Source organism: Treponema sp. TIM-1, from assembly GCF_046533115.1.
In the GTDB taxonomy this organism is placed as follows: Bacteria; Spirochaetota; Spirochaetia; order Treponematales; family Breznakiellaceae; genus JAIRMO01.
Genome location: NZ_JAJQRC010000030.1, coordinates 14,116 through 36,271, shown reverse-complemented (window position 1 = coordinate 36,271; position 22,156 = coordinate 14,116). Strand labels below are relative to the sequence as shown.

Sequence of the window (22,156 nt, the reverse complement as noted above, 5' to 3'; positions counted from 1 at the left end):
AGAATAAAATGCGATGCATTTTATTCTAATTGCTTACGCAATAACGAAATAACTTGCCCTTTTGGGCAAGTTATTTTTGAACAGTTCCTTAGTATTCCATTAACCCACGTTACCCTATTGAAACCGTCCCGGTTGGTTAATTACCGCCCAGGATTTGATTCGCCCGGGTTATAAAGCGGGTGACCCCGTCCGCGGAAGAAACGCTCTTGTTGAGCACCTGTACGGTGGTGTCCCTGAACAGGGCGAGAATTTCACCGGCAGCGGCAGGATCCGGGGGATCGATGACGCTGGAATTGGCCGCCGCCAGGGTAACAAAGGCGAAGATCTTTTGGTTTATGGGGTCAACCTTGCCGGCAAGATACTCCCGTACATCTTCGGGAACCGGCACTCCCCGTTCCGCCATGAGGATGTCATTGGCGCCCTTGTCGTTCAGGAAGAAGTTGAAGACCTTGGCCGCCAGATCCGGGTTTTCGGCATTGGCGGTGATGCTAAAGAACATCGAAGGCTTGAGGAAGGTCCCGACCCGAACCGCGTTAGGAATTGACGGGAAAAGGGCCAATTCTATGGGCCGGTTGGCGCCGTTAGCGGTAGCCACGAACTGGTTGCTCCAGATGAATTGACACCAGGATTGGCCTTTGGAGAAGGGGTCTTCCTCTACGCTTACGGTGATAAAAGACTGATCCGCGGGAACCAGGGCGCCCGCGTCCAGGAGGCGGAGCTGCAGATCCCAGAATTCCTTGAGCATGGCGCCGTCGGTGAAACCCAGGCTCTTGCCGTCGGCGGAAAAGAAGGACTTCCCGGTCTGACGGATAAAGTTGTCGAAACTCACCTTGGGATCGGTGGTGGAGAAGGGCAGGGTTTTGATCCCTGTTTTCTGGTAAACCGTCAGGGCGATATTTTCAAACTCTTTCAGGGTCCATTTGGAGCTGTCAAAGCTGACCCCGGCTTTGGCGAGAACCGCCGGATCATAGGCAATGCCAAAGGCGTTGGTTCCCAGGCTTATGGCATAGAGTTTGCCGTTGAGTTTCCCCGCGGCCAGGACTGATTCGGGGATCCGGGAAACATTGATGGTGCCGTTCTGGGTATAGGGGGTCAGGTCTTTAAGCTGATTTCTCCCCGCCCATTGCAGGATATATCCGTAATCCTGCTGAATGAGATCCGGCAGGTTTCCGGCAGCGGCCTGGGTGTTGAGTTTGTCCCAGTACCCTGCCCAGCCGGTGGTTTCAGTCTCGATGGTGACTCCGGGATTCTGGTTCTGGTACAGTTCCACGGTCTTGAGCGTCCGCTCGTCCCGAACCGTGTTTCCCCACCAGGCGAGGCGCAGGTAATTGTTTGCAGCCCCGCTGCCGCCTTCCTTTCCGCCGGTGCCAAAGGCCAATGCCGGCAAAAGCAATGCCGCCAGGATTAAACCAATCTTTTTCATATTTCCTCCTGTTTTTACCGCTTCCGCGGTTATTAAAATAAGCAGAGCCTGTTTCAAACAATGGTATTTTGAGACAGCCTCAGCATATAGTATACAAAAAATAATATTTGTATACATAGTATAAAGTTGAATACATTATAGAACTGTTTATCCAACCTGTCAACATAAAATTCAAAAAACGCTTTACATTTTTTTAAAAGTCTTTTATACTGATCCCATGATACGGCTAGGCTTTAGAGCCCATGATTACGGCTGCCTCCCCCCGGCGGAACTCGCCAAAACCATTGCCGCTTATGGGGTGGAATCCGTACAGCTTGCCCTGTCAAAGGTCTTTCCCTGCCCGCCGCCCGCGGGGGCGCTCAGCCCCGGTTATGCCCGGAGCGTGGGGAAAACCTTTGCGGAAAAGGGTATCGCCATTGCCGTTCTTGGCTGTTATATCAATCCGGTACACCCTGACCGGGACGAACGGGAACGGAGCCTCAGGCGGTTTGAAGAACACCTTCGCTTCTGCCGGGATTTCGGTTGTTCCCTGGTGGGCACTGAAACCGGCTCCTGTAATCCCGACTGTTCCTGGCATCCGGATACAAAAAAACGGGAAACCTTCGATCTGCTCTGTTCTTCCGTGGAGCGGCTCCTCAAAACCGCTGAAAAGTGCGGTTCCATAGTAGGAATCGAGGGGGTTGCGGACTGCCACACCCTTTCTTCAATCGAATTAATGCAGGAACTCATTGAGCGTTTCCCGTCGCCCGCCCTGGGCGTTATTTACGATCCCGTGAACCTCATCCCCAATAACGGCCTTGCCCGCACTCAGGAAGAATTTTTCAGGGAAGCCCTGGATGTCCTGGGGAGCAGGATCATGGCGGTACACCTCAAGGATTTCAGGATGGAGGGGGGCAGGAAGATCGGGGACCTTCCTGCGGGGGCCGGGGAACTGGACTGGCCCTGCCTCTTACAGCTCCTCATGGAGAAAAAGCCCGGGGTTGATCTGCTCCTTGAAAACAGCGGCCCCCTGACGGGCCGGGGCTGCGCCGCCTTCCTCCGGGAAACCGCGGCGAAAATCATTAGCAAAAAATCAGAGGAGCTATAGATTGTATACACATATTGAATTTGTACACATTCGTTTTTTGAGGAAGCCATGGCCGATGTAGTAACGATAGTCCCGCAGCAGCAGGACAATGTAAAAAATATTTACACCATTCTCAAAAGAGATATCCTTAACCTGACTATTCCCCCGGGGGCGGTGATATCGGAGGGCGAAATCTGCAGCCGCTTTTCCGTTTCCCGCACGCCGGTACGCAGCGTCTTTCAGCGGCTTTCCGATATAGGGCTCATAGAAATAGTCCCCTACAAGGAAACCAGGGTCAGGCTTATAAACCTTCATCAGATAAAACAAATGATCTACATGCGGATCGCCATAGAGTCAAAGGTGGTCCGGGATTTTATTGACCTGAACGACAGCCTGTTGATGGAAAAACTGCGTTATTTTCTGCGCAAGCAGATCGTGCTCCTGGACACTGATTTTACTCCCCAGGATTTTTACAACGAAGATTCGGCTTTTCACCGGATATGGTTCAGCGCCATGGACATGGATTTTCTTTGGCGGAAGATCCAGCATGCCCAGGTGCATTACACCCGTTTCAGGATGCTGGACATTGTGGGGGTGCAGAATTTCAGGGCCATTGTAAAGGAACACGAAAAAATTTTTTCAATTATTGAGCATAAAAAAAAGGATGAAGTGGAACCTTTTTTCACCAAACACTTCAACGGTGGTATACGGCGGCTTGGCAAGCGGATCTATACCGAATATGCAGGTTACTTTGAAAAGGACGCCTGAACAGCCGGGCGGCCGGCAAAAAAGGAGGTACGTATGAATTTAGAAAAACGATACGCCGAGCACCCTGAGGATGTAAAACACTACGATACCGCGGCGCTGCGCTCCCATTTTCTCTTCGACAAGGTTTTTATTCCCGATGAGATAAGCCTGTGTTATACCCATACCGACCGGGTGGTCTTTGGCGGGGCGGCGCCGGTAAAAAAGGAACTTGCCCTTGCGGGGGGCAAGGATTTCGGCAGCGATGTTTTCCTGGATCGCCGGGAGATCGGCATTATCTGTATCGCCGGCACGGGCAGGGTACAGGCCGGGGGTCAGGACTATGACATGAAAAAAGGCGACGGCCTTTACATCGGCAAAGGGGTACAGGAGGTACGGTTTGCTTCCCGGGACCCGGCGGACCCGCCGAAATTCTACCTGGCCAGCGCCCCTGCCCATACGGCCTATCCCACGGTGTTTATCCCCATTGAAAAGGCGAATCCCCGGAAGCTCGGCGACCAGGCCAATGTGAATGTCCGTACCATCTACCAGTATGTGCATCCCGCGGTTTGTCAGAGCTGCCAGTTGGTGATGGGAATGACCGTTCTGGAGAAGGGTTCGGTGTGGAATACCATGCCCTGTCATACCCATGAACGGCGTATGGAAGTTTATTTTTACTTTGACCTCGATCCCGGCGCCGTGGTCTTCCACATGCACGGGGAGCCGAAGGAAACCCGGCATCTGGTGCTGCGAAACGAGGATGCGGTTATCTCCCCCTCCTGGTCGATTCATGCGGGAGCGGGCACCGCTTCTTACACCTTTATCTGGGCAATGGCCGGGGAAAATCAGACCTTCGACGATATGGATGTGGTACCGGCTCCGGACCTGCGATAGGAGGGAGTTATGATCTATACTATGGCGAAACGGCGCCTCCACGAAGACCTGGCGGGCTACGCCTTCATCAGCCCCTGGCTTGCGGGCTTTTTCGCCTTCGCCATATTTCCCATATTCATTTCCCTTTATTATTCGTTTACCGATTACGACATCCTGGCGACACCGATCTTTTCGGGATTAAAAAATTTCAGGCGTATGCTGGGGGATGAACTTTTCTGGAAGTCCCTGGGGGTTACCTTCTATTACGCCTTTGTTTCGGTTCCCCTGCGGCTCATCTTTGCCTTTTTTGTGGCCCTTACCTTCCGCCGGGCCTCCCGCATGATCCGGCTCTATCAGGCGGTGTACTACCTTCCCTCCATTGTCGGGGGGAGTATTGCCATTGCGGTGATGTGGCGCAGGCTTTTTATGTCCGACGGCGCCCTCAACGCCGGCCTGACCCTTATCGGCATTAAGTCCACCGTCAGTTGGATAGGCCGGCCCGATACGGCCATCTGGACCCTCATCATCCTTGCGGTGTGGCAATTCGGTTCTTCCATGCTGATCTTTCTCGCGGGTCTGCGGCAGATCCCCATCACCTATTACGAAGCCGCCTCCATTGACGGGGCCGGACCCTTCAGAAAATTCCTCAACATTACCCTGCCCCAGATGACTTCGGTGATCTTCTTCAATTTGATTATGCAGCTTATCAACGGTTTTACGGTGTTTACCCAGGCCTTTGTGGTATCCGGCGGCTCCGGGGACCCCCAGTATGCGACCCTGGTGTACGCCCTGTACCTTTACCAGCGGGCGTTCAAATATTTTGACATGGGATACGCCTCGGCTATGGCCTGGGTGCTGGTTTTGATCATCGCCCTTTTTACGGGGATCATCTTCAAAACATCCAGCAAATGGGTGTTTTACGAATCATAGGGGGTGAAAGATGACCAAGATGCAAACAAGAAAACTACATCTGCTGTTGAATGACGCCGCTTTTCACTGCGGCGTAATCATCCTGGGTTTTTTTATGCTCTACCCCATATTGTGGATGATCGCAAACTCCTTTAAGGAAACCCGGGAGATCTTTAATACGGTTTCGCTTATTCCCAAAGATTTCAGGCTTGATAATTACCTGCGGGGCTGGAAGTACAACAACGCTACCACCTTTGCCACGTTTTTCGGCAATTCTTTTTTTTACACGATCCTTTCAACCCTGGGGGCGGTATTATCTTCGGCCCTGGTGGCCTACGGGTTCGCCCGGATCCATTTCAGGGGGAACGGGTTCTGGTATAGCTGCATGTTCCTTACCCTCATGCTGCCCTACCAGGTAGTGATGGTGCCCCAGTTTATCATCTTTCAGAAGATAGGCTGGGTAAACACCTTCCTGCCCCTTATCGTACCCCAGTTTTGCGGCCAGGCCTTTTTCATCTTTCTGATGGTCCAGTTTATCAAGGGCATCCCCTCGGAGCTTGACCAGTCGGCCATGATAGACGGCTGCAATAAATTCACGGTTTTCGCGCGGATCCTCTTTCCCCTGATAAAACCGGCGGTCATTACCTCCACGATTTTCAGCTTTTACTGGCGCTGGGATGACTTTCTGGGGCCCCTCCTGTATTTGAACCGGCCCCGCAGTTTTACGGTTTCCCTGGCCCTGCGGATGTTCAGCGATCCCATGACTTCCACCGATTGGGGCGCCATCTTTGCCATGGGGACCCTTTCGCTGATCCCGGTTTTTGCCGTATTTATTGTCTTTCAAAAGTACATTGTACAGGGACTTGTTACGTCGGGTCTTAAGGGTTGAAGCATGGGCTATTATTTTGATGAGGCCGAATCGGCCGGCAGGCGCGGCCACGGGGACATCGAAAAAACCTTGACGGTTATTGCCGGCCGTTATATGGCCGCCAATCCGCCCTATCCCTATACGGCCCGGCCCTTTACCACCCGGGGCTTGCGCCGGAACCGGGATTCCCGTTACGAAGCTGATTTTTCCTCGATCTTTCCCGATGCGCCCCCGGGCTCCTTGGTGTATGTTTGGGGGAAGTACCTGGCGGAAACCGAGGGGACCCTTCTGTTTACCCTGATACCCCGGGGGCCTGCCAAGCTCTGGGTGAACGGTGAAAAAATTTACGGCACCGATTTTTTGGCGGAGCGGTATGAGGATAATCCGGTCTCCCTGAGCCTGCCGGTCAAAAAGGGCTGGAATCATCTGGTGATACGGTTTACCCGTACCAAGGCAGGGTTCGGCGGCGAATTCGGCGCCTGGCTGGGGAAACTGGCCTACTACTTTTATCGCGGGAATGCATCCTTCCCGGAAATTGAGGGCTTTGATTACACCCTGCCCCTGGCCGAATCCCTCAAGGACCTCTCCCCCGAAGTTTTATCGCCCCGCTGCCTTCCCCTGCCCGCCTGGAAGGCCGAAGAAGCCCGGGCCGGCGTTTTCGGCCGCATTTTCGGCAAGGCGCCGGGAAAACGCGCCCTGGCGAGGACCCGGGTGGAAGCGGTTGCCGGTACCCCCTGCGTTATCCGGGGACGGTATGAAGGAAAATGTTCGTTTTTTGTGAACGGCGAAAAGGTCTTTGAAAAAGAAGGTTCCGGCGTTTTTGAAATTACCGCGGATCTGGGGCCGGGGAAAAATGAGCTTGCGGTGATAAGCGAAGGTCCCGCGGCCGGGGCCTGGGACTTTTCGGTGGACCGTGTTTCTATCGGGGTGGGGACGGAATTTTCCTTGGGAAACCCCTTTTTTGGGGAAGGCGGGGCCTTTCCCTGGATTTATGCCGGACCTTTCGATACGACCCCGGAAAAGGCTTTGCTTCAATTCGATCCCGATCTTTTGGTGGGGGAAGGGGATGAAAAGACCTGGTGGCGCATAGACCTCCCCGGAGGGTGGATGCGGGTTTACAACGACAACCCCCTCTACGGCCATTGGAACTACCCCCTGGGGGTTACCCTCTATGGCCTGACGGAAACGGCCCGTTACTTTGAGAAAAAGGGAAGGCCTGGTACCGTGGGTTCTTACGTTTCAAGCCACCTGCGCCGGTCCCTGCGGACCCTGGATTACGCCCTTTTTGACCGGGATCATTTCGGGGGTTCTTCGGCGGTACACCATCTTTTAACGTCCATCGACAGTCTGGATGATTGCGGTTCCTTTGGCGCCCTGGTTTTGGAAGCCGCCCGGGACCGGGACCTGGGGGATTACCGCCAGGCGGTGGAATTGGTGGGCGATTTTATCCTGCGCCGCCAGGACCGGCTGGAGGACGGCACTTTTTTCCGCAAGAACCTCATGCACCGGTTCCACAACGGCACCCTCTGGGCCGATGACCTCTACATGAGCGTTCCCTTTCTCTGCCGTTACGCCGCCTATAAAAAGGACCCTTCGATCCTTGACGACGCGGCCGCGCAATTTGAAGGGTTTAAAAAACTTCTGTACCTGGAAGATGAAAAACTCATGGCCCATGTGTACGACTTTACGCGGAAGATGAACACCGGCGTACCCTGGGGCCGGGGAAACGGCTGGACGGTTTTTTCCCTTTCCGAACTCCTGTTGGCGCTGCCCGAAGACCATCCCCGGCGGAGCTTTTTGATCGGGTTTTTCCGGGACCTCTGTGCCGGTTTCCTTGCCTGTCAGGACGAAAACGGCATGTGGCATCAGGTCCTCAACATGCCCGGTTCCTATCCTGAAACCTCCTGTACCGCCATGTTCATCTGCGCTTTCTCCCGGGGGATCCGCCGCGGCTGGCTGAAAGACCCGTTGCCCTACCATGAAGCGGCGGCAAAGGCATGGAAGGCCCTGGAACGTTACGCGATTGACAGGTCAGGCAATATCCACGGGGTCTGCCGGGGTTCTGAATTCGCCTTTAATCCGCGGTATTATGCGGAACACCTCCTGCCCCGGCTCAACGATACCCACGGCATCGGCATCGTCCTCCTGGCGGGTACGGAAATTCTCAAACTACGGGAAATGAACCCCAACTCCGCTTAGTTTTGGGACTGTCCTGAAAAGGACAGAAAAAAACCATGAACCTCACGAACAAAATTTCTTAGCGCCGCTGCATGTGCGTTTACTTGGTTCCTGATTCGTACTATACTTAGTATTATTGCGGATATTTGGGGAGGACTATATGGCTAATACCCAAGGGAATCATCGGTTAATCGGAACGGTCGTCCCGGTGGGAGCCCTTCGGGGCGAACGGACGCTGGGGGTGGGGGAATTTCCGGATCTGGTGGAATTTGCCCAATGGTGCGTTAAAATGGGGGTGGGCTTAATCCAGCTTTTGCCGGTAAACGATACGGGGTATGAGAGTTCCCCCTACAGCGCCTTGACGGCCTTTGCCCTGCATCCCCTGTACCTGAGGATCGGGGACCTGCCGGAGGCGGCGTCATATACCCAGGACCTTGAAGAGATCAGCCGGCGGTTTGAAAAAAAAGAGCGGTTTCCCTATGGCGAGATCCTCCGGGCAAAGATGGATCTCCTCAGGAAGATCTATGCCGCCCACAAAACAGAGATTGGGGAACGGGCAAAGCCCAAGGGCCCCCTGGGAAAATGGATTGATACTAACCCCTGGGTCAAAGAATACGCCGTGTACCGGCGGCTGAAGGAAAAAAACGGTGAAAAAAGCTGGAAGGACTGGGCCTCCCACCGTACCGTAACGGCGAAGGACATCGAGGCCCTTTGGGGGAATGAACCATACCGGGAGGAGCATCTTTTCTGGGCCTGGATACAGGAGGCCCTGGACACCCAATTCAGCCGGGCGGCGGCGGCCCTGGCCGAAGCCGGAATACTCCTGGAAGGGGACCTTCCCATCCTTATGAACGAAGACTCCTGCGATGTTTGGGCCCACCCTGAGTATTTCCGCCGGGACCTTTCCGCCGGCGCCCCTCCGGATATGTACAGCCCGGACGGGCAGAACTGGGGCTTTCCCATCTACGATTGGGAGGCCCAGGCCAAGGACGACTATGCCTGGTGGCGGCAGCGGCTCAAAACCGCGGAGAAGTATTACCAGGCCTATCGCATAGATCATGTGCTGGGCTTTTTCCGGATCTGGGCTTCCCCCCACGGGGACAATTCCTCCATTTTGGGGAGGTACATCCCCGCGGTTCCCGTCGAGCTCCAGGATCTTACCGGCCTGGGCTTTGATAAGCCCCGGATCCGCTGGATTTCCCAGCCCCACCTCCCCTCGGGGGAGGTCTGGAACGCCCTGCGGGAGGGAATTCGGGAGTCCAACGACGCTGCCGCCGAGGCGGAGCGGGTGTTTTCCCAGGCCCTGGACCGGATCGGGCAGGAGGAACTATGGCTTTTTAAGGACACGATCCGGGGAGAAAAGGATATTGAAGCCCTGGGCCTCCACCCCGCGGCCCGGAGCTACCTGCTGTGGGCATGGCACAACCGGATTTTTCTGGAGTATGAAAAGGGCCGCTTTGCGCCGGTGTGGTTTTACCGGAATTCCCGGGGCTACGCTTCCCTTTCCGAAGAGGAACGGCGCAGCCTGGAAGAGCTGCTGGAAAAAAAACGGGTCGACTCGGAGAAAATCTGGGAGAAACAGGGGGAGAAACTTTTAAAGGTACTTATCGCCTCTTCGCCCATGCTGCCCTGCGCCGAAGACCTGGGGGCGGTTCCCGGCTGTGTGCCCAGGGTGCTGACCAAACTTAACATCCTGGGACTCCGGGTGGTCCGCTGGTTCCGGGACTGGAATGCCGAGGGCCAGCCCTATATTCCCTTTGAGGAGTACCCTGAACTGAGCGTGTGTACCCTTGCGGTACACGATAGTTCCACGGTTCGGGAATGGTGGGACCGGGAAGTGGATCAGCAGCACTTTTGCGGGTTTATCGGGGAGCCTTCCCTGCCTAAGATATATAACCCGGGAACCGCCAAGATCCTCCTCCACAAGGCGGCGGCGGCGGCTTCCCGTTTCCGGGTGTTCCAGATCCAGGATCTGCTGCACCTCTCTCCCAAATGGTATGCCCCGGACTCCGGCTCGGAGCGGATCAACGTACCGGGCACCGCCAATGACTTTAACTGGACCTACCGGCTGCCGGCGCCCATTTCGGAACTTTCCCGGGACAAGGACCTGCTGAACGCCGTTCAAAAGCTTGGTTCAGTTAAGCCGAAATTAGGAAAAAAATCCAAGGAATCACCATGATCACATTGCCAGTAAAACTCTCTTTATTTGAAGCTCCCCGGGCCGCCGGGGGGCAGTCCGGGACGGTCTTGTCCGGCAGGGGACCGCGGGCCGACAAACGCCGGGCAATAATGGAATTTCATATCCGCCGGGAGGTCCGGGAGGAATACGGACTGGAGCATACCCTGTTTTCCCTCCGGGGAAACGTAATCCTGGCTGATTTTCGCCAGGTTCGGGAGTTAAGCCGGCGCTTTAACGCCAAGATTGACCCCGTAACCCAGCCGGAACGGGTCATCAAGGCCGGGCAGCTCAACGCCATGGGGCTTATTGACGAGATCCTCCACTACATGGCCGCCCTGTACCGCCAGCAGGTCCAGCCCGACGCCTTTGACACGGCCCTGACCAGGCTGGAAAATACCTTGGGACCGGAACGGTCCGCCGCTTTGCTGCGTTTTTTTTCCGACCAATTCCCCCCCCAGGCCGTGTACGCGGGAAAGACCACGGTGGAGACCTACCTGGACGGAACCGAAGCAGGGGAAAGCTGCCGGTCCTTATCGGTGGAGGAGCTTCTGCTGCTGGCCCTGGCAAACCTCAATCCCGCCTTTAATCCCTTTAAATTCCTCTTTGACGATCAGGATCTGACGGAACGGACGGTCTATGTCCAGGCAATCGCCGAACTCCGGGCCCATTTTGCGGAACTGCCCCCCTTCGGTCCCGACGGCCTTTCCCTTTGGGACCTCCTCCGCTCTCCCGCCCTGGCGTCTCCGGATTCTTTAGTCGGGCAGCTTGAGTTTATGCGGAAGAAGTGGGGGCTCCTCCTGGGAAAATACATGGCTCGGCTGCTCACCAGCCTGGATGTTATCAAAGAGGAGGAGAAGCCCTCGTTTTTTGGGCCCGGACCAACCCAGGTATACACCTATGGCGCCCTGGATAACGAGTATGAGCGGTTTAGCCCGGACCAGGATTGGATGCCCCGGACCGTGCTTCTGGCCAAGAGTACCCTGGTGTGGCTCTACCAGCTCACCAAAAAGTATGGCCGGCCCATAGAGCGGCTGGACCAGATCCCCGATGAGGAACTGGACGAGCTTGCCCGCCGGGGTTTTAGCGGGCTCTGGCTCATCGGCCTCTGGGAGCGGAGTAACGCCTCCAAGACGGTGAAGCAGTGGACCGGCAACCCCGAGGCGGCGGCCAGCGCCTACAGCCTCTACGACTACGACATTGCCGGGGAACTGGGGGGCTGGGAAAGCCTGGCCAGTCTCCGGGAACGCTGCGGCCGGCGGGGGATACGGCTGGGTTCCGACATGGTCCCCAACCATACGGGGATAGACAGCCGGTGGGTCATGGAGCATCCTGACCGCTTCCTCCAACTCTGGCACCCTCCCTTCCCCACCTATACGTTTAACGGGGGCAACCTCTCTAACCGGGACGGGGTGGGGGTGTATATCGAGGATCACTACTACAACCGCAGTGATGCGGCGGTGGTTTTTAAACGGGTAGACTTCAACACCGGGGATGTCCGGTACATCTACCATGGCAATGACGGGACCTCCATGCCCTGGAACGATACCGCCCAGATCGACTTCCTCAATCCCGAGGCAAGGGAGGCGGTGATCCGCACCATTGTGGGGGTTTGCCGGCAGTTTTCTATCGTCCGTTTTGATGCGGCCATGACCCTGGCCAAGCGCCACATTCAGCGCCTCTGGTACCCGGAACCCGGCCATGGCGGAGATATCGCCAGCCGGGCGGAACACGCCATCTCCACCGAGGAGTTTAACCGGCGTATCCCCAACGAGTTCTGGCGGGAGGTGGTGGATCGCTGCGCCGAAGAAGCCCCCAATACCCTGCTCCTGGCGGAGGCCTTTTGGATGATGGAGGGCTACTTTGTCCGCACCCTGGGGATGCACCGGGTTTACAATTCCGCTTTTATGAACATGCTCAAGAACGAAGAAAACGCCAAATACCGGGCTACCATCAAAAACACCCTGGAATTCGACCCGGAGATCCTCAAGCGTTTCGTCAATTTTATGAACAACCCCGATGAGGAAACCGCGGTGGCCCAGTTCGGCAAGGGGGACAAATACTTTGGGATCTGCACCCTCCTTGTGACCATGCCGGGGCTGCCCATGTTCGGTCACGGTCAGATTGAGGGGTTTGAGGAAAAGTACGGCATGGAGTACCGCCGTTCCTACCGGAACGAGACCGCGGATCCCTACCTGGTGGACCGGCATGAACGGGAGATCTTCCCCCTGATGAAAAAGCGGGCGGTTTTTTCCGGGAGCGCCGCCTTCAGGCTCTACGATCTTTTCATCGCCGACGGGGGGGTGAATGAAAATGTCTTCGCCTATTCCAACCGGGACTGGGATGACCGGTCCCTGGTACTGTATAACAACTCATATTACGCCACTTCGGGATGGATCCGCCAAAGTTCCCCGGCCATACCCCAGGAGGACGGAAGTTTCCGGCAGGAGACCCTGGGCGAAGCCCTTTCCCTCCATAATGATGGGCGGTATTTCACCCTGTTCCGGGAGCAGCGCTCCGGCCTGTGGTATATCCGATCCTCCAAAGATATAAACGAGCGGGGCCTTTTTGTCTCCCTCAGCGGGTACGATGCCCAGGTTTTTCTCGACATCCACGAAGTTGGCGATCTCAACGGCCGCTGGGCGCGGCTTAACCATGAACTATCCGGCCGGGGCGTGCCGGATCTGCAGGCGGCTATCCAGGATCTGTTCCTGGGCGCGTTGTACCGGCCCTTTATGACGCTGTTTAAAGAGAAACCCCAGGATACGGAGACCTTGCGGAAACCGGTCCTGGACTTTATCATCACCGCCCGGGAATATATAAACGGCGGCAGCTACGATCCCTTCCATACCGGCTGGGATCATCCTCCGATTGAACCGGAGCGGATTTGGGAGGAATTTGCCGCCTACTTTGACCGCCGGACCCTGGTGACCGGGAACAAGGCCCCGGCGGAACTGGGAACGGATACGGCCCGGTTCCTGGAAAAAATCAGGGAAAGGGTCCTGGCCAAACCCTATATAGCCGACTTTGTCCTGGCCTACGGGGCGCTGTCCCTGCTTCGGTCTATTATTGGTGAAGGGGCCTCCGGGGCGGATGCCGCGGCCCTGATGGATCATTGGCGCTTGGACCGTAAGCTGCGGGATTGTTTTAGTCCCCTGGAGATCCCTGCGGATGAGGCAAACCGGGTTATTGAACTTATGCGGCTGGTCCTCTCCCGAACCAGCCCGGAAGATATAGGCCCCTATCAGGTTCCGCCCCTGGGGGAATCCTTGATTCTGGCGAATTATAATACCGAAGATTTCAGAAAGCTTCTGGGGATAAATCTTTTTGAGGATACGGTCTGGTTCAACAAGGAATCCTTTGAGGAGGCCTTGTTCTACGTGCCCCTGTTCCTGGCTATGGAGGGGGAGGCCGCCCTGGAAGCGGTACGGCGGCCCAAATCCAAAGCGGCCCGGGGAAAAACCGGCCGGGCCTTGGCGGGAAAAGACAAAAAAACCGCCCGCCCGGCGCCGGGAGCCACGGATCCCCGGTGGCTTGCCCGCCTGGAAGGGATCGCAAAATTGACGGACCGGTTTGAGCGGGCCGAAAAGGCATCCGGGTATAAACTGGAACGGCTCATTGAACTTTTATCGGAAGGCGGTGGAGAACCGGAGTCCGCCGGCGGGAAACGGGCCGGGAAAAAAGCCGCCCCCAAAAAGACCGCTAAAAAGCCATGAGGGGATGTTATCTATGGACCATCACCGCGATAATCCCGAAGCCCGGCAGGACGAGCCCCCCGAGGACGGCCCGGGGGTTTATGAAACATTGGTATCGGCGGGGTACCGGGTCAGCCTCCGGGGGTTCAGCGCCATAGACCAGTACCTGGGGCTTGCCCCGCTGCCCTTCACCTGGGTAGAGACCGATGCGGATCTTACGGTCCTGGCCCGGTTTTTTGATCGCCTCCGCTTCCCCGGGGTGGACCTGGCCGATGGGGCCCTGGAAGCGGGGGGCCGGAGCTGGTATTTCCGGTGCCTGGATCTGGAAGAAGCCCTCCCCGGCAGCGCCGAATCCTGGAGCCCGGCGTTTACCCTCCTCTCCCTTAACCAGGACTGGAGCACCCGGCATTTCCGGGACCCCTGCGGGGTATACCCCATCATCCGCCTGCTCCGGGAGGGGCCGGCAAAGCGGGTGTCCCCCGGGGAAAAGCTCCGGTGGATGACTCCCCGGCCGGGGACCGATCGTTACCGGGCCGCCATGGAGGGGGCGTTGATTTTAGCCCGCTACGGCATGGAGGAGGGGCGTGGTCTTGCGGAAATTATCCGGGTGATTCAGGATCTGCCCTGGGGTCTGGCCCCGGGAACCGAAAGCCAGCGGGTACTGCTCACCGGGCTGCTCCTCTCTCCCCGGCCGGATCTGGGGATGGAACTGCTCAAGGGCTGCGGGTTTATCGGCGAATTTTGGCCGGAATTCAGTATCCTGGACGATGTGGACCATTCCAAGGAATTTCATCCCGAAGGTAATGTGTGGAAACATACGATGGAGACCTTCCGGTACCGAAAACCAAGTGCCCGCGGGGGAAGGGCCTATGATCTCCGCCTGTCCCTGGGCCTTCTTTTCCACGATACGGGCAAACCCCTTTCGGAGTCATCGGGGAGCCGCCGTTTTGACGGACACGCCGAATTGGGGGCCGGGGTTGCCCGAAGATTTCTGGAGCGCCTTGAATTTGACCCCGCCCTGATCGGGGATACGGTGTATCTGGTCAAAAACCACATGCTCCCCGCGGCCCTGCCCAGGCTGCCCCTGACCAGGACCGAAAAAATCATGGCCAGCCCCCTTTTCCCCACCCTGATGGAACTCTACCGTTGTGATGAGTCTTCCTCTTTTAAGGGCCTGGACGCTTATTATGAGAGCAGCGCCGCCTATCAGGCCTACCTCAGATACCGCCGGAACCCCTACCGTTCCGCGGACGGAAAAAAGCTGGCCCTCCGCAGCGGTCCGGGGCATTGAAACAGCCCGGCGTTCCCCCGCTACTGGTTTTCCCGGTTGAAGCCCTGGGAGAAGCGTTCCAGGAGATTGTCGATTTGTTTTTTTGAGGTAAGGCCAAAGGTACTTAACACGGCCGGATCGATTTGATCAAAGGTAACCGTACCTTTTTCGTATTCACAGAACATATTGGACAGATAAACGGTTGCTACCAGATCCTTATCCTGTTCCGGAGCTGCGGCGGGATCGTGGTGGAACCGTATGGCGTTCACCAGGGAATCGGGGAAATTCCATTTTTCGGCGATCAGGGCCCCGATTTCCGCATGGTTCATTCCGGCGGCCAGGTCTTCAAAGGTGGAGGCGGGCAGGTTTTTTTCCGTACAGAACTCTTTTATTTTTTCAAGGAGCTCCGGGTGGACATTGGCAAAGATGATCTTCCCCATATCATGGAGTATTCCCCCCAAATAGGCGTCATCCAGAAGATTCTTATCCTTATGGAAATTTTTTATCAGATTATAGGCATAAAAGGCGGTTTTGTAGCAGTGTTCCCATAGTTGTTTTTTATCCGTCGTCTCGTCTCCCAGGACTTTGAGGGTTCCATAGGAATAGAGGAGGTTTTTTATCCCCCGCATGCCCACCATTTTTACCGCTTCGGCGATACTATCCACCTTTTTGAGCAGCATATACTGGGCGGAATTGACGATTTTTAACAGATCCGCGGTTAAGGCCGGGTCCATGGAGATCCGTTGGGCGATATCGGCCATTTCCGCCTTGGGATCGCCGATCATTTTTTGTACCTGAATGATATTTTCCGGGAATTGGGGAAGGGAATTGACGTTATTGACAATTGCGGCGGAAAGAACGGCCAGATTTTCTATCCTGGTCTTATCCAGGGGAATGACAATCCGGGCGATGGTCTCTTTTTCGGTTCCCAGGATATCAAAACAATCCTCATCCAGGCCCATTTTTTTGAGCATGAGCACCAGAATAACCAGCCCCAGTCCCGCGCCCTCGGAATCGTCCAATACCTGGGATAGGGCCTCTTCCAGGTTGTTGTATTGCCGGGAACGGGCCAGTTTATCGTGGATTCGGATAAGTTCGGTTTTGGTTGCCGCCGCATTGTTCCGTACTTCCACATAGATGACATTGCTTTTGATCTGTAAAATTAATTTGATATAGAGCCCTTTTGTTTTCTGGAGGTGCAGATAATAGGCTATATTGGAGAGGGTATCTTCTTTAAAGGTGGCCATCCCCGCTTTATAATCCTCTTTATTGGAGAGATCCAGCCCCCGTTCCATAAAATATACCCGTTTGGTATTGGCCTTTTTGGCATTTCCCGCCAGTTCCTGCACACAATAAACCAAATAATCCTTTAATTTATCCTGATCCACCTGCTTAAGAAATATCGTGATTACCTGTTCAATATACATCTCTATCTCATGGGGCAGGGTATAGGTAGTTATGGTAAGGGGTATTCCCGCTTGAACGGCCTTTTTAACTTTTAATTCATCAACAACCAATGCTTGTGCAGGGGCCATGGTTCTTTCCTCGTAAAAAATCTACCCCAATGGGTTTCGATATCCGATGGACCCGGTAGGACCATACTTTTTAAACCATATCTTTTCATTTATCATTTTATAATACTATGGACTTCTAACGCAAGGACCTTTCAGGGGCAGTCGGATAGGGGGAAGATGATTAACCACGAACCACTCGAACACCACGAACAGGGGGAATAATTAACCACGAACCACTCGAACACCACGAACGAAGAGGAAGAAATAACCACGAAGGCGCAAAGTAGACCGCTACGCGGTCAATTAAATGAGAGGAAGGATTAAGAGAGGAGGGAGGAGTGGGGAGTTAGAAGACATTCCTCACTCCTTCCCTTCTTCGCCTTATGCGCCTTCGTGGTGAATTTCTTACTATTGTTCGTGTGGTTCGTGGTTTTTCCTGTCTTTTGTTCGTGTGGTTTGTGTGGTTCGTGGTTAAATTCTCTCCTTTATTCGTGAGATTCGTGCTTCTTTCTCTCGGAGTCCGTGAGTAGATTAAAACCCCATTGCGGTATATCATTAATGAGGACCGGTTCGGGGAATAGGGGGATCAATTTTTCGGAGGAACCATGGGAGAATTGCGGATTATCGAAGGGCTTATCGTCTTTTTGATTATGCTGCCGCTGCTCAGGCCTTTTTTTATCAAGCTGGAAAGCATAGAAGGATTATTTTTTCTTCCCCCCATAAGTTTCGGTATAAGCATCGCTATTTTTCCTGCCTACGGGTTCCGGCCGGAGTGTATTCCCCTGCTGGGGTATACCTTTTTTTTAACCCTGACCTATATTTCGCCGGTTTTTACCGTACTAAAACATTCCCCCCTGGATATAATTCCGGAAAAAAGCCCGGCCTTTGCCATCGCGGCCATGGTTTTACTTATCCCCGCTGCGGGAATCGCCCTTTTTTTTGCCCCGGTTCAGGGGGCCGACCTGGTGAGCGAGGGGGTATATACCCGGAAGGTCTATAATCTTCCGGAAAATACCGAATTTATGCTGCGGATCTACGGCGCCGGGGATAACCGGGATTCGGACGGCGCCCAGCGGCCCCTGATGCTGCTGGTCCCTCCGGTTGCCGGTTCGGTTTCCGTTATCGACCGGATATGCCAGGAGCTTTGGGAGCGGGGCTTTATGGTGATAAGTTACTCCCGGCTTAGGGTTGATCAAAGCGGGGAAGGCGGCGGCATATCCATCCCCGCGGTTTACCGGCTTTTCCGTATGCATACCTGGGGGGTTAGCTCGGTACCGGCTAATGCCGCCGGCAGGGCATTGGAAGCGGAACAGATAAAAGAGATACGGTTTCTGCTTTCGTATATTCAAGCGGGCCACCGGGGAGATTCGGCTTTTGCCGGCCTTGATACCGGCAATATTTTTATTGCCGGGTACGGTACCGGGGGCGGCGCCTTGACCCAACTGGCCGCTTCCCCGGGCTTTAACCGGACCAATCCCGGGGTAAAGGGGATAATCGCCATAGAAGGCCCGATTTTTTCGGCCTTTACCGGAGAGGAGCCGCCGCCCCCGGCCGCCGGTGAGGACGGTTTCCGGCTTCGTTCCTTTTTGGCCGGAATTGTCCGGTGGTTTTCCCGGTGGAAACCCCTTAAAATAACCGGCCTGGGGGTAATTCCCCGCCCAGAGGTCCCGGCGCTTTACCTGGTTTCCGACAAGGTCCGGGATCCCCGTTACCGGGAGGGCCGTTACGCCGCCATAGTGCGGGTGCTTCAGGGTTCCCGGGAGCCGGCGGCCCTCGCCGCTATCCCCGGGGCCGGCATCCTGGACTATTCCGACATCCCGGACAAATTTCCCTTTTATCGGGTATTATTCCCCGGCCAAAACTTAAGCCTGTTGAAAAGAAGGAATTTTGTAAAAGAAACCGCGGCGCTGGTGACCAATTTCGCGGTCCTGTTTTTGGAAAACTCCCCGGTAGTGCCCCGGCGGGAAAATTTGGAAAAAGACATTGAGCTTGAAACCGGCGGGGCTTGGAATTTCCATAATCCCCGGGGTATACTGGAACTATGACTACCAAAAAGGCGGATGCCTGGTTCAGGGATCTTCTGGATCTTGAAGGTTTTAGCGCCGCCGATCCTTCTCTTAATGGTTTACAGGTGGATAATGACGGGGGGGAGCTTGAAAAGATCGCCTTTGCCGTTGACGCTGGTTTGGAGACCTTTAAACGGACCGCGGAGGCCGGGGCCGGGCTGCTTTTTGTCCATCATGGCCTTTTTTGGGGAAGCCCCCTCAGGCTTCAGGGCGGCCACCGGCAGCGGATTCAATTCCTTTTGGATCACAACATCGCCCTCTATGCTGTGCATTTACCCCTGGATCAACACCCCCAGGTGGGCAACAACGCCGTCCTGGCGGAACTATTAGGCATAGCGGATCCCCTTCCCTTCGGCTTGTATCACGGCCATAAAATAGGTTATAAAGGTATCTTGACGCAGCCCTTATCCATAGAGGAAGCGGTAAAACGGATGACCTTTATGAACCGGCCCCCCCTGGGGGTCTATCCCTTTGGTCCCGGAGAAAACCGTACCGCCGCGGTGGTTTCCGGGGGAGCCCCGGAGGAGGCCCTGGAAGCCCTGGCGGAAGGGATCGATCTGTATGTTACCGGGGAGACTTCCCATTCGGTGTATCATGCGGTTCTGGAGGGGCAGCTTAATATGATAGCGGGGGGACACTATTCCACCGAAGTATGGGGGGTCCGGCGGGTCATGGAACGCTGCGCGGCGGAACTGCAGATAGAAACCGAATTTATTGATGTCCCCACCGGGTTATAAATCCGAACGCCGCGAGACAAAATCGGAGTAAAAGATGAAATGGTTAACCAAAAGCAAAGCATTGCCCTTTCTATTGACCGCCTTTATTATCCTGGCGGATCAGGGGGTAAAATCGTTTATTGTAAAAAATTGGCCCGACAACGGGCGGGGTGTTTTTATCAAAGATGTTTTTAACAATGATATTTTATGGATCTACCATGTCCGGAACCGGGCCATTGCCTTTAGTCTGGGGAATTCCCTGCCTGATTTTATTAAGCCGGCGCTCTTTATCATCGTCCCCCTGGTGTTACTGGGGGGGCTTGTCTGGTATTATTTTAAATCCACGGAGATTACCAGGCTTCAGCGGTGGGTTTTGGCGGGAATTATCGGCGGGGGGCTCGGTAATCTGATAGACCGGATATGCCGGCCGGACGGGGTGGTCGATTTTATCAGCGTAAAATTTTACGGACTCTTTGGGCTTACCCGGTGGCCGACGTTTAATATCGCCGATGCCAGTGTGGTGGTGAGTTGTATTATTTTATTGATCTCCATTCTGGTGATTAAAGATCCTAAAGAGGGAAATAAAGGATGAGTAAAAAAACCAATACCCTTCTTTTCATATTGGGCGCCACGGTTTTTAATATTTTGGTTACCATTGTCTGCTTTATGGCGCTTTTTGTCTTGTTTGCCTGGCTGCTTGCCCCCCGGCTGCCCCCGGACGCCGCGGCGTGGAGTTTTCCCATCATCTTTATCGGGGCCATTGTTTTGTCCTTTATCATCTACCGGATAATTCTTAAACTGCTCTTTAAGCGGGTAGATGCGGATAAGTATTTTGATCCAATTTTCGGCAAGCGGAGAAAATGAGGGGCCGGGTTTTTTTAACCGCGTTGTCCGGAAACTGAAGTTTCCGAACAAATTCCATTAATACCCATCGGACATGGCCCGGTTAATATCCCGTTGATAAAGGTCCTGATAGACAAAGCTGCGGTTTTTTAGTTTTTCCTTAACCGGCTGGGCAAAGGGCATATACCGCCAAAAAATACCCCGGACTTCTTTATCCAATTTTTGGATTCCCTCGCTTTCTTTCGTCATCCAGGTGATGTAGTCTTCAATAAAATAATCCTTTAAATCACCCTTGAGCTTGCGCGCGGAGAACCATTGGTAATAATTGCCGGTAAGGCCCTCTTCCATCCAATAATATGAAGCCTTTTCCTTGGCAACCTGCCAGCGCAGATCCGCCACCGCGGAAAGCAGGGCGGTGGTGAGATTTTTGGGGTACATGGGGACCGCGATACGGCCCCGGCTGGTTGCCCGGTTGAACCGATCAAAGGGCTCCCAGCATATCCCCGTATCCCCGTAACAGGGGATAAGTATTACAAAGGGAGCTATCCGGGTAACCCTATTTTTGTAGGACCGGAAAAACGCTTCGGGGTCGATGCTCTCTATCCGGGTTAATTGGGTGATGACATTCTCCCGAAAGCCCACGTCATTGGGGGTGCAGTGGAAATACTCCCGCGTTAAAATAGGGAAATGGTTGCCCTGCCGGCCTATGGTCATCTTTGCCATTTGCCGGATCGTGCCGAATTCGGTATCCACCGCCTGAACGTCCGCGCCGGTTCTGTCCCGTTCTTCCGCAAGCTTTTCCTGCAGGATATGGACATCCTCTTCGGCCTGGAAAAAATCCTTGGAAAAACTATTCAGATCCCGGTCGGATTTGAGCATATTTTTTAGCAGTTCCTGGATTTCACCAAAGACCCGTTTTTGGCTGTCGCTATAACCGGCGCGTATTTCCGGCAGTCCCTCCAGGGGAAAATGCTCCATAATAAGATGGATCCGTTCTGTCAGGGCGTTTTCAAGGTTGGATCGCTCCACGTCTTTTGCCTTGATAAGACCCCGGGCGCCCTCAAGTTTACCCTTGGCTTTATCCAAAAGCTGCTGTAGTTGGACCTGGGAATTGCTCCTGACCACCTGGACCTCATCGGTGGTGGAAATTCTGATGGTCCCATTGCCTACTAATTTAAACCATTCATCCAAATAGTAAATGGGCTGGGCAAGTTCATTTTCCACTATCACTTTGGCAAAAAAAGCCCGGGTTTCGGCATCGATAAAGGTGGGATGCAAAATACTGAAACGGAGCAGGTATCTTTTGGGATCCGGTATTTTTTCCGTCGTCCTCCGGGAGACTCCGGCTAAAAAATCCCAATAGGCGGTGGTAAGCTGCTGCCTGAAAACTCCCCGATCCTTGATATCTTTGGAATTAATATATTTTTGCAGGATCGTATGAACCCGCTGGGCATTCCCCTCATTATACAACGCGGTTTTATAATAATTGGGATTATCGAACACAGTGTGAGGTTGTTCTTCAAACTGTTTGATTATTTCGGGGAACCCGGTTATCTGAAGATCCACCGTTGACTCGTCAGAACCATTGTCCTGACTGTCTTCGTCCGAGGAACCGTCAAAAGATGAACCATAATCAGGAACCATGGTGTCAGACGGGGGTGAGCTTACGGCAGTTCCAAGCAATCCGGTAATTTCAGGATCCGGTTCTCCCTGAACGTTATTATCTTGAACCATACTATAGGTATATGAAATTTCTATCCGCCTGTCAAGGTTTTCGCCTCGTCCCCAGAAGTTCTCCGTACCGGTACCCGGGAG

General features: G+C 54.5%; 16 protein-coding genes. 13 read left to right on the top strand and 3 right to left on the bottom strand.

What is annotated here, in order from left to right:
• Positions 1-136: 136 nt before the first annotated feature.
• Complete coding sequence (locus LQZ21_RS10915; RefSeq protein WP_411044367.1) at positions 137-1,423, bottom strand: ABC transporter substrate-binding protein; 1,287 nt, start codon at positions 1,421-1,423, stop codon at positions 137-139.
• A gap of 217 nt (positions 1,424-1,640) precedes the next feature.
• On the opposite strand from LQZ21_RS10915, the gene LQZ21_RS10910 reads away from it, so the two are divergent.
• The 9 genes from LQZ21_RS10910 to LQZ21_RS10870 all read left to right on the top strand — a co-directional run bounded on the left by LQZ21_RS10910 (position 1,641) and on the right by LQZ21_RS10870 (position 15,223).
• Positions 1,641-2,510: a sugar phosphate isomerase/epimerase family protein gene (locus LQZ21_RS10910; RefSeq protein WP_411044366.1), complete on the top strand. Its 870-nt coding sequence runs from the start codon at positions 1,641-1,643 to the stop codon at positions 2,508-2,510.
• Between the two features lie 48 nt (positions 2,511-2,558).
• Positions 2,559-3,257 (top strand): GntR family transcriptional regulator, encoded by a 699-nt coding sequence (locus LQZ21_RS10905; RefSeq protein ID WP_411044365.1) that lies wholly within the window; start codon positions 2,559-2,561, stop codon positions 3,255-3,257.
• 33 nt (positions 3,258-3,290) lie between these two features.
• On the top strand, positions 3,291-4,127 hold the full coding sequence (kduI, locus tag LQZ21_RS10900; RefSeq protein WP_411044364.1) for a 5-dehydro-4-deoxy-D-glucuronate isomerase: 837 nt from the start codon (positions 3,291-3,293) through the stop codon (positions 4,125-4,127).
• 9 nt (positions 4,128-4,136) lie between these two features.
• On the top strand, positions 4,137-5,036 hold the full coding sequence (locus LQZ21_RS10895) for a carbohydrate ABC transporter permease (protein ID WP_411044363.1): 900 nt from the start codon (positions 4,137-4,139) through the stop codon (positions 5,034-5,036).
• 10 nt (positions 5,037-5,046) lie between these two features.
• Positions 5,047-5,904, top strand: a complete 858-nt coding sequence (locus tag LQZ21_RS10890; protein WP_411044362.1) for a carbohydrate ABC transporter permease — start codon at positions 5,047-5,049, stop codon at positions 5,902-5,904.
• A gap of 3 nt (positions 5,905-5,907) precedes the next feature.
• Positions 5,908-8,082 (top strand): glycoside hydrolase family 88/105 protein, encoded by a 2,175-nt coding sequence (locus tag LQZ21_RS10885; protein WP_411044361.1) that lies wholly within the window; start codon positions 5,908-5,910, stop codon positions 8,080-8,082.
• Between the two features lie 139 nt (positions 8,083-8,221).
• Complete coding sequence (locus LQZ21_RS10880) at positions 8,222-10,240, top strand: 4-alpha-glucanotransferase (protein WP_411044360.1); 2,019 nt, start codon at positions 8,222-8,224, stop codon at positions 10,238-10,240.
• The gene (locus tag LQZ21_RS10875; RefSeq protein ID WP_411044359.1) at positions 10,237-13,953 is read left to right on the top strand and encodes an alpha-amylase family protein; all 3,717 of its coding nucleotides are present in this window, start codon (positions 10,237-10,239) and stop codon (positions 13,951-13,953) included. The genes LQZ21_RS10880 and LQZ21_RS10875 overlap by 4 nt, the downstream gene beginning before the upstream one ends.
• 13 nt (positions 13,954-13,966) lie before the next feature.
• Positions 13,967-15,223, top strand: coding sequence for an HD domain-containing protein (locus tag LQZ21_RS10870; RefSeq protein ID WP_411044358.1), 1,257 nt, complete (start codon positions 13,967-13,969; stop codon positions 15,221-15,223).
• A gap of 20 nt (positions 15,224-15,243) precedes the next feature.
• Here the strand turns inward: LQZ21_RS10870 and LQZ21_RS10865 are convergent, their stop codons facing one another.
• A complete protein-coding gene (locus LQZ21_RS10865; protein WP_411044357.1) occupies positions 15,244-16,737 on the bottom strand; it encodes an HDOD domain-containing protein in 1,494 nt (497 codons plus the stop codon).
• A 584-nt stretch (positions 16,738-17,321) separates the two neighbouring features.
• On the opposite strand from LQZ21_RS10865, the gene LQZ21_RS10860 reads away from it, so the two are divergent.
• Genes LQZ21_RS10860 through LQZ21_RS10845 form a run of 4 tightly spaced genes read left to right on the top strand, consistent with a single transcriptional unit; the run spans position 17,322 to position 20,362 of the window.
• The gene (locus tag LQZ21_RS10860; protein WP_411044356.1) at positions 17,322-18,761 is read left to right on the top strand and encodes a hypothetical protein; all 1,440 of its coding nucleotides are present in this window, start codon (positions 17,322-17,324) and stop codon (positions 18,759-18,761) included.
• A complete protein-coding gene (locus tag LQZ21_RS10855; protein WP_411044355.1) occupies positions 18,758-19,519 on the top strand; it encodes a Nif3-like dinuclear metal center hexameric protein in 762 nt (253 codons plus the stop codon). Before LQZ21_RS10860 ends, LQZ21_RS10855 begins: the two co-directional genes overlap by 4 nt.
• A gap of 34 nt (positions 19,520-19,553) precedes the next feature.
• Positions 19,554-20,090 carry a signal peptidase II gene (lspA, locus tag LQZ21_RS10850; RefSeq protein WP_411044354.1) on the top strand — a complete coding sequence of 179 codons (537 nt, stop codon included), beginning with the start codon at positions 19,554-19,556 and terminating at the stop codon, positions 20,088-20,090.
• Positions 20,087-20,362, top strand: coding sequence for an Asp23/Gls24 family envelope stress response protein (locus LQZ21_RS10845; RefSeq protein WP_411044353.1), 276 nt, complete (start codon positions 20,087-20,089; stop codon positions 20,360-20,362). Before lspA ends, LQZ21_RS10845 begins: the two co-directional genes overlap by 4 nt.
• Positions 20,363-20,419: 57 nt before the next feature.
• On the opposite strand, the gene LQZ21_RS10840 is transcribed toward LQZ21_RS10845, so the two are convergent.
• Complete coding sequence (locus tag LQZ21_RS10840) at positions 20,420-22,075, bottom strand: hypothetical protein (protein ID WP_411044352.1); 1,656 nt, start codon at positions 22,073-22,075, stop codon at positions 20,420-20,422.
• Between the last annotated feature and the right edge of the window lie 81 nt (positions 22,076-22,156).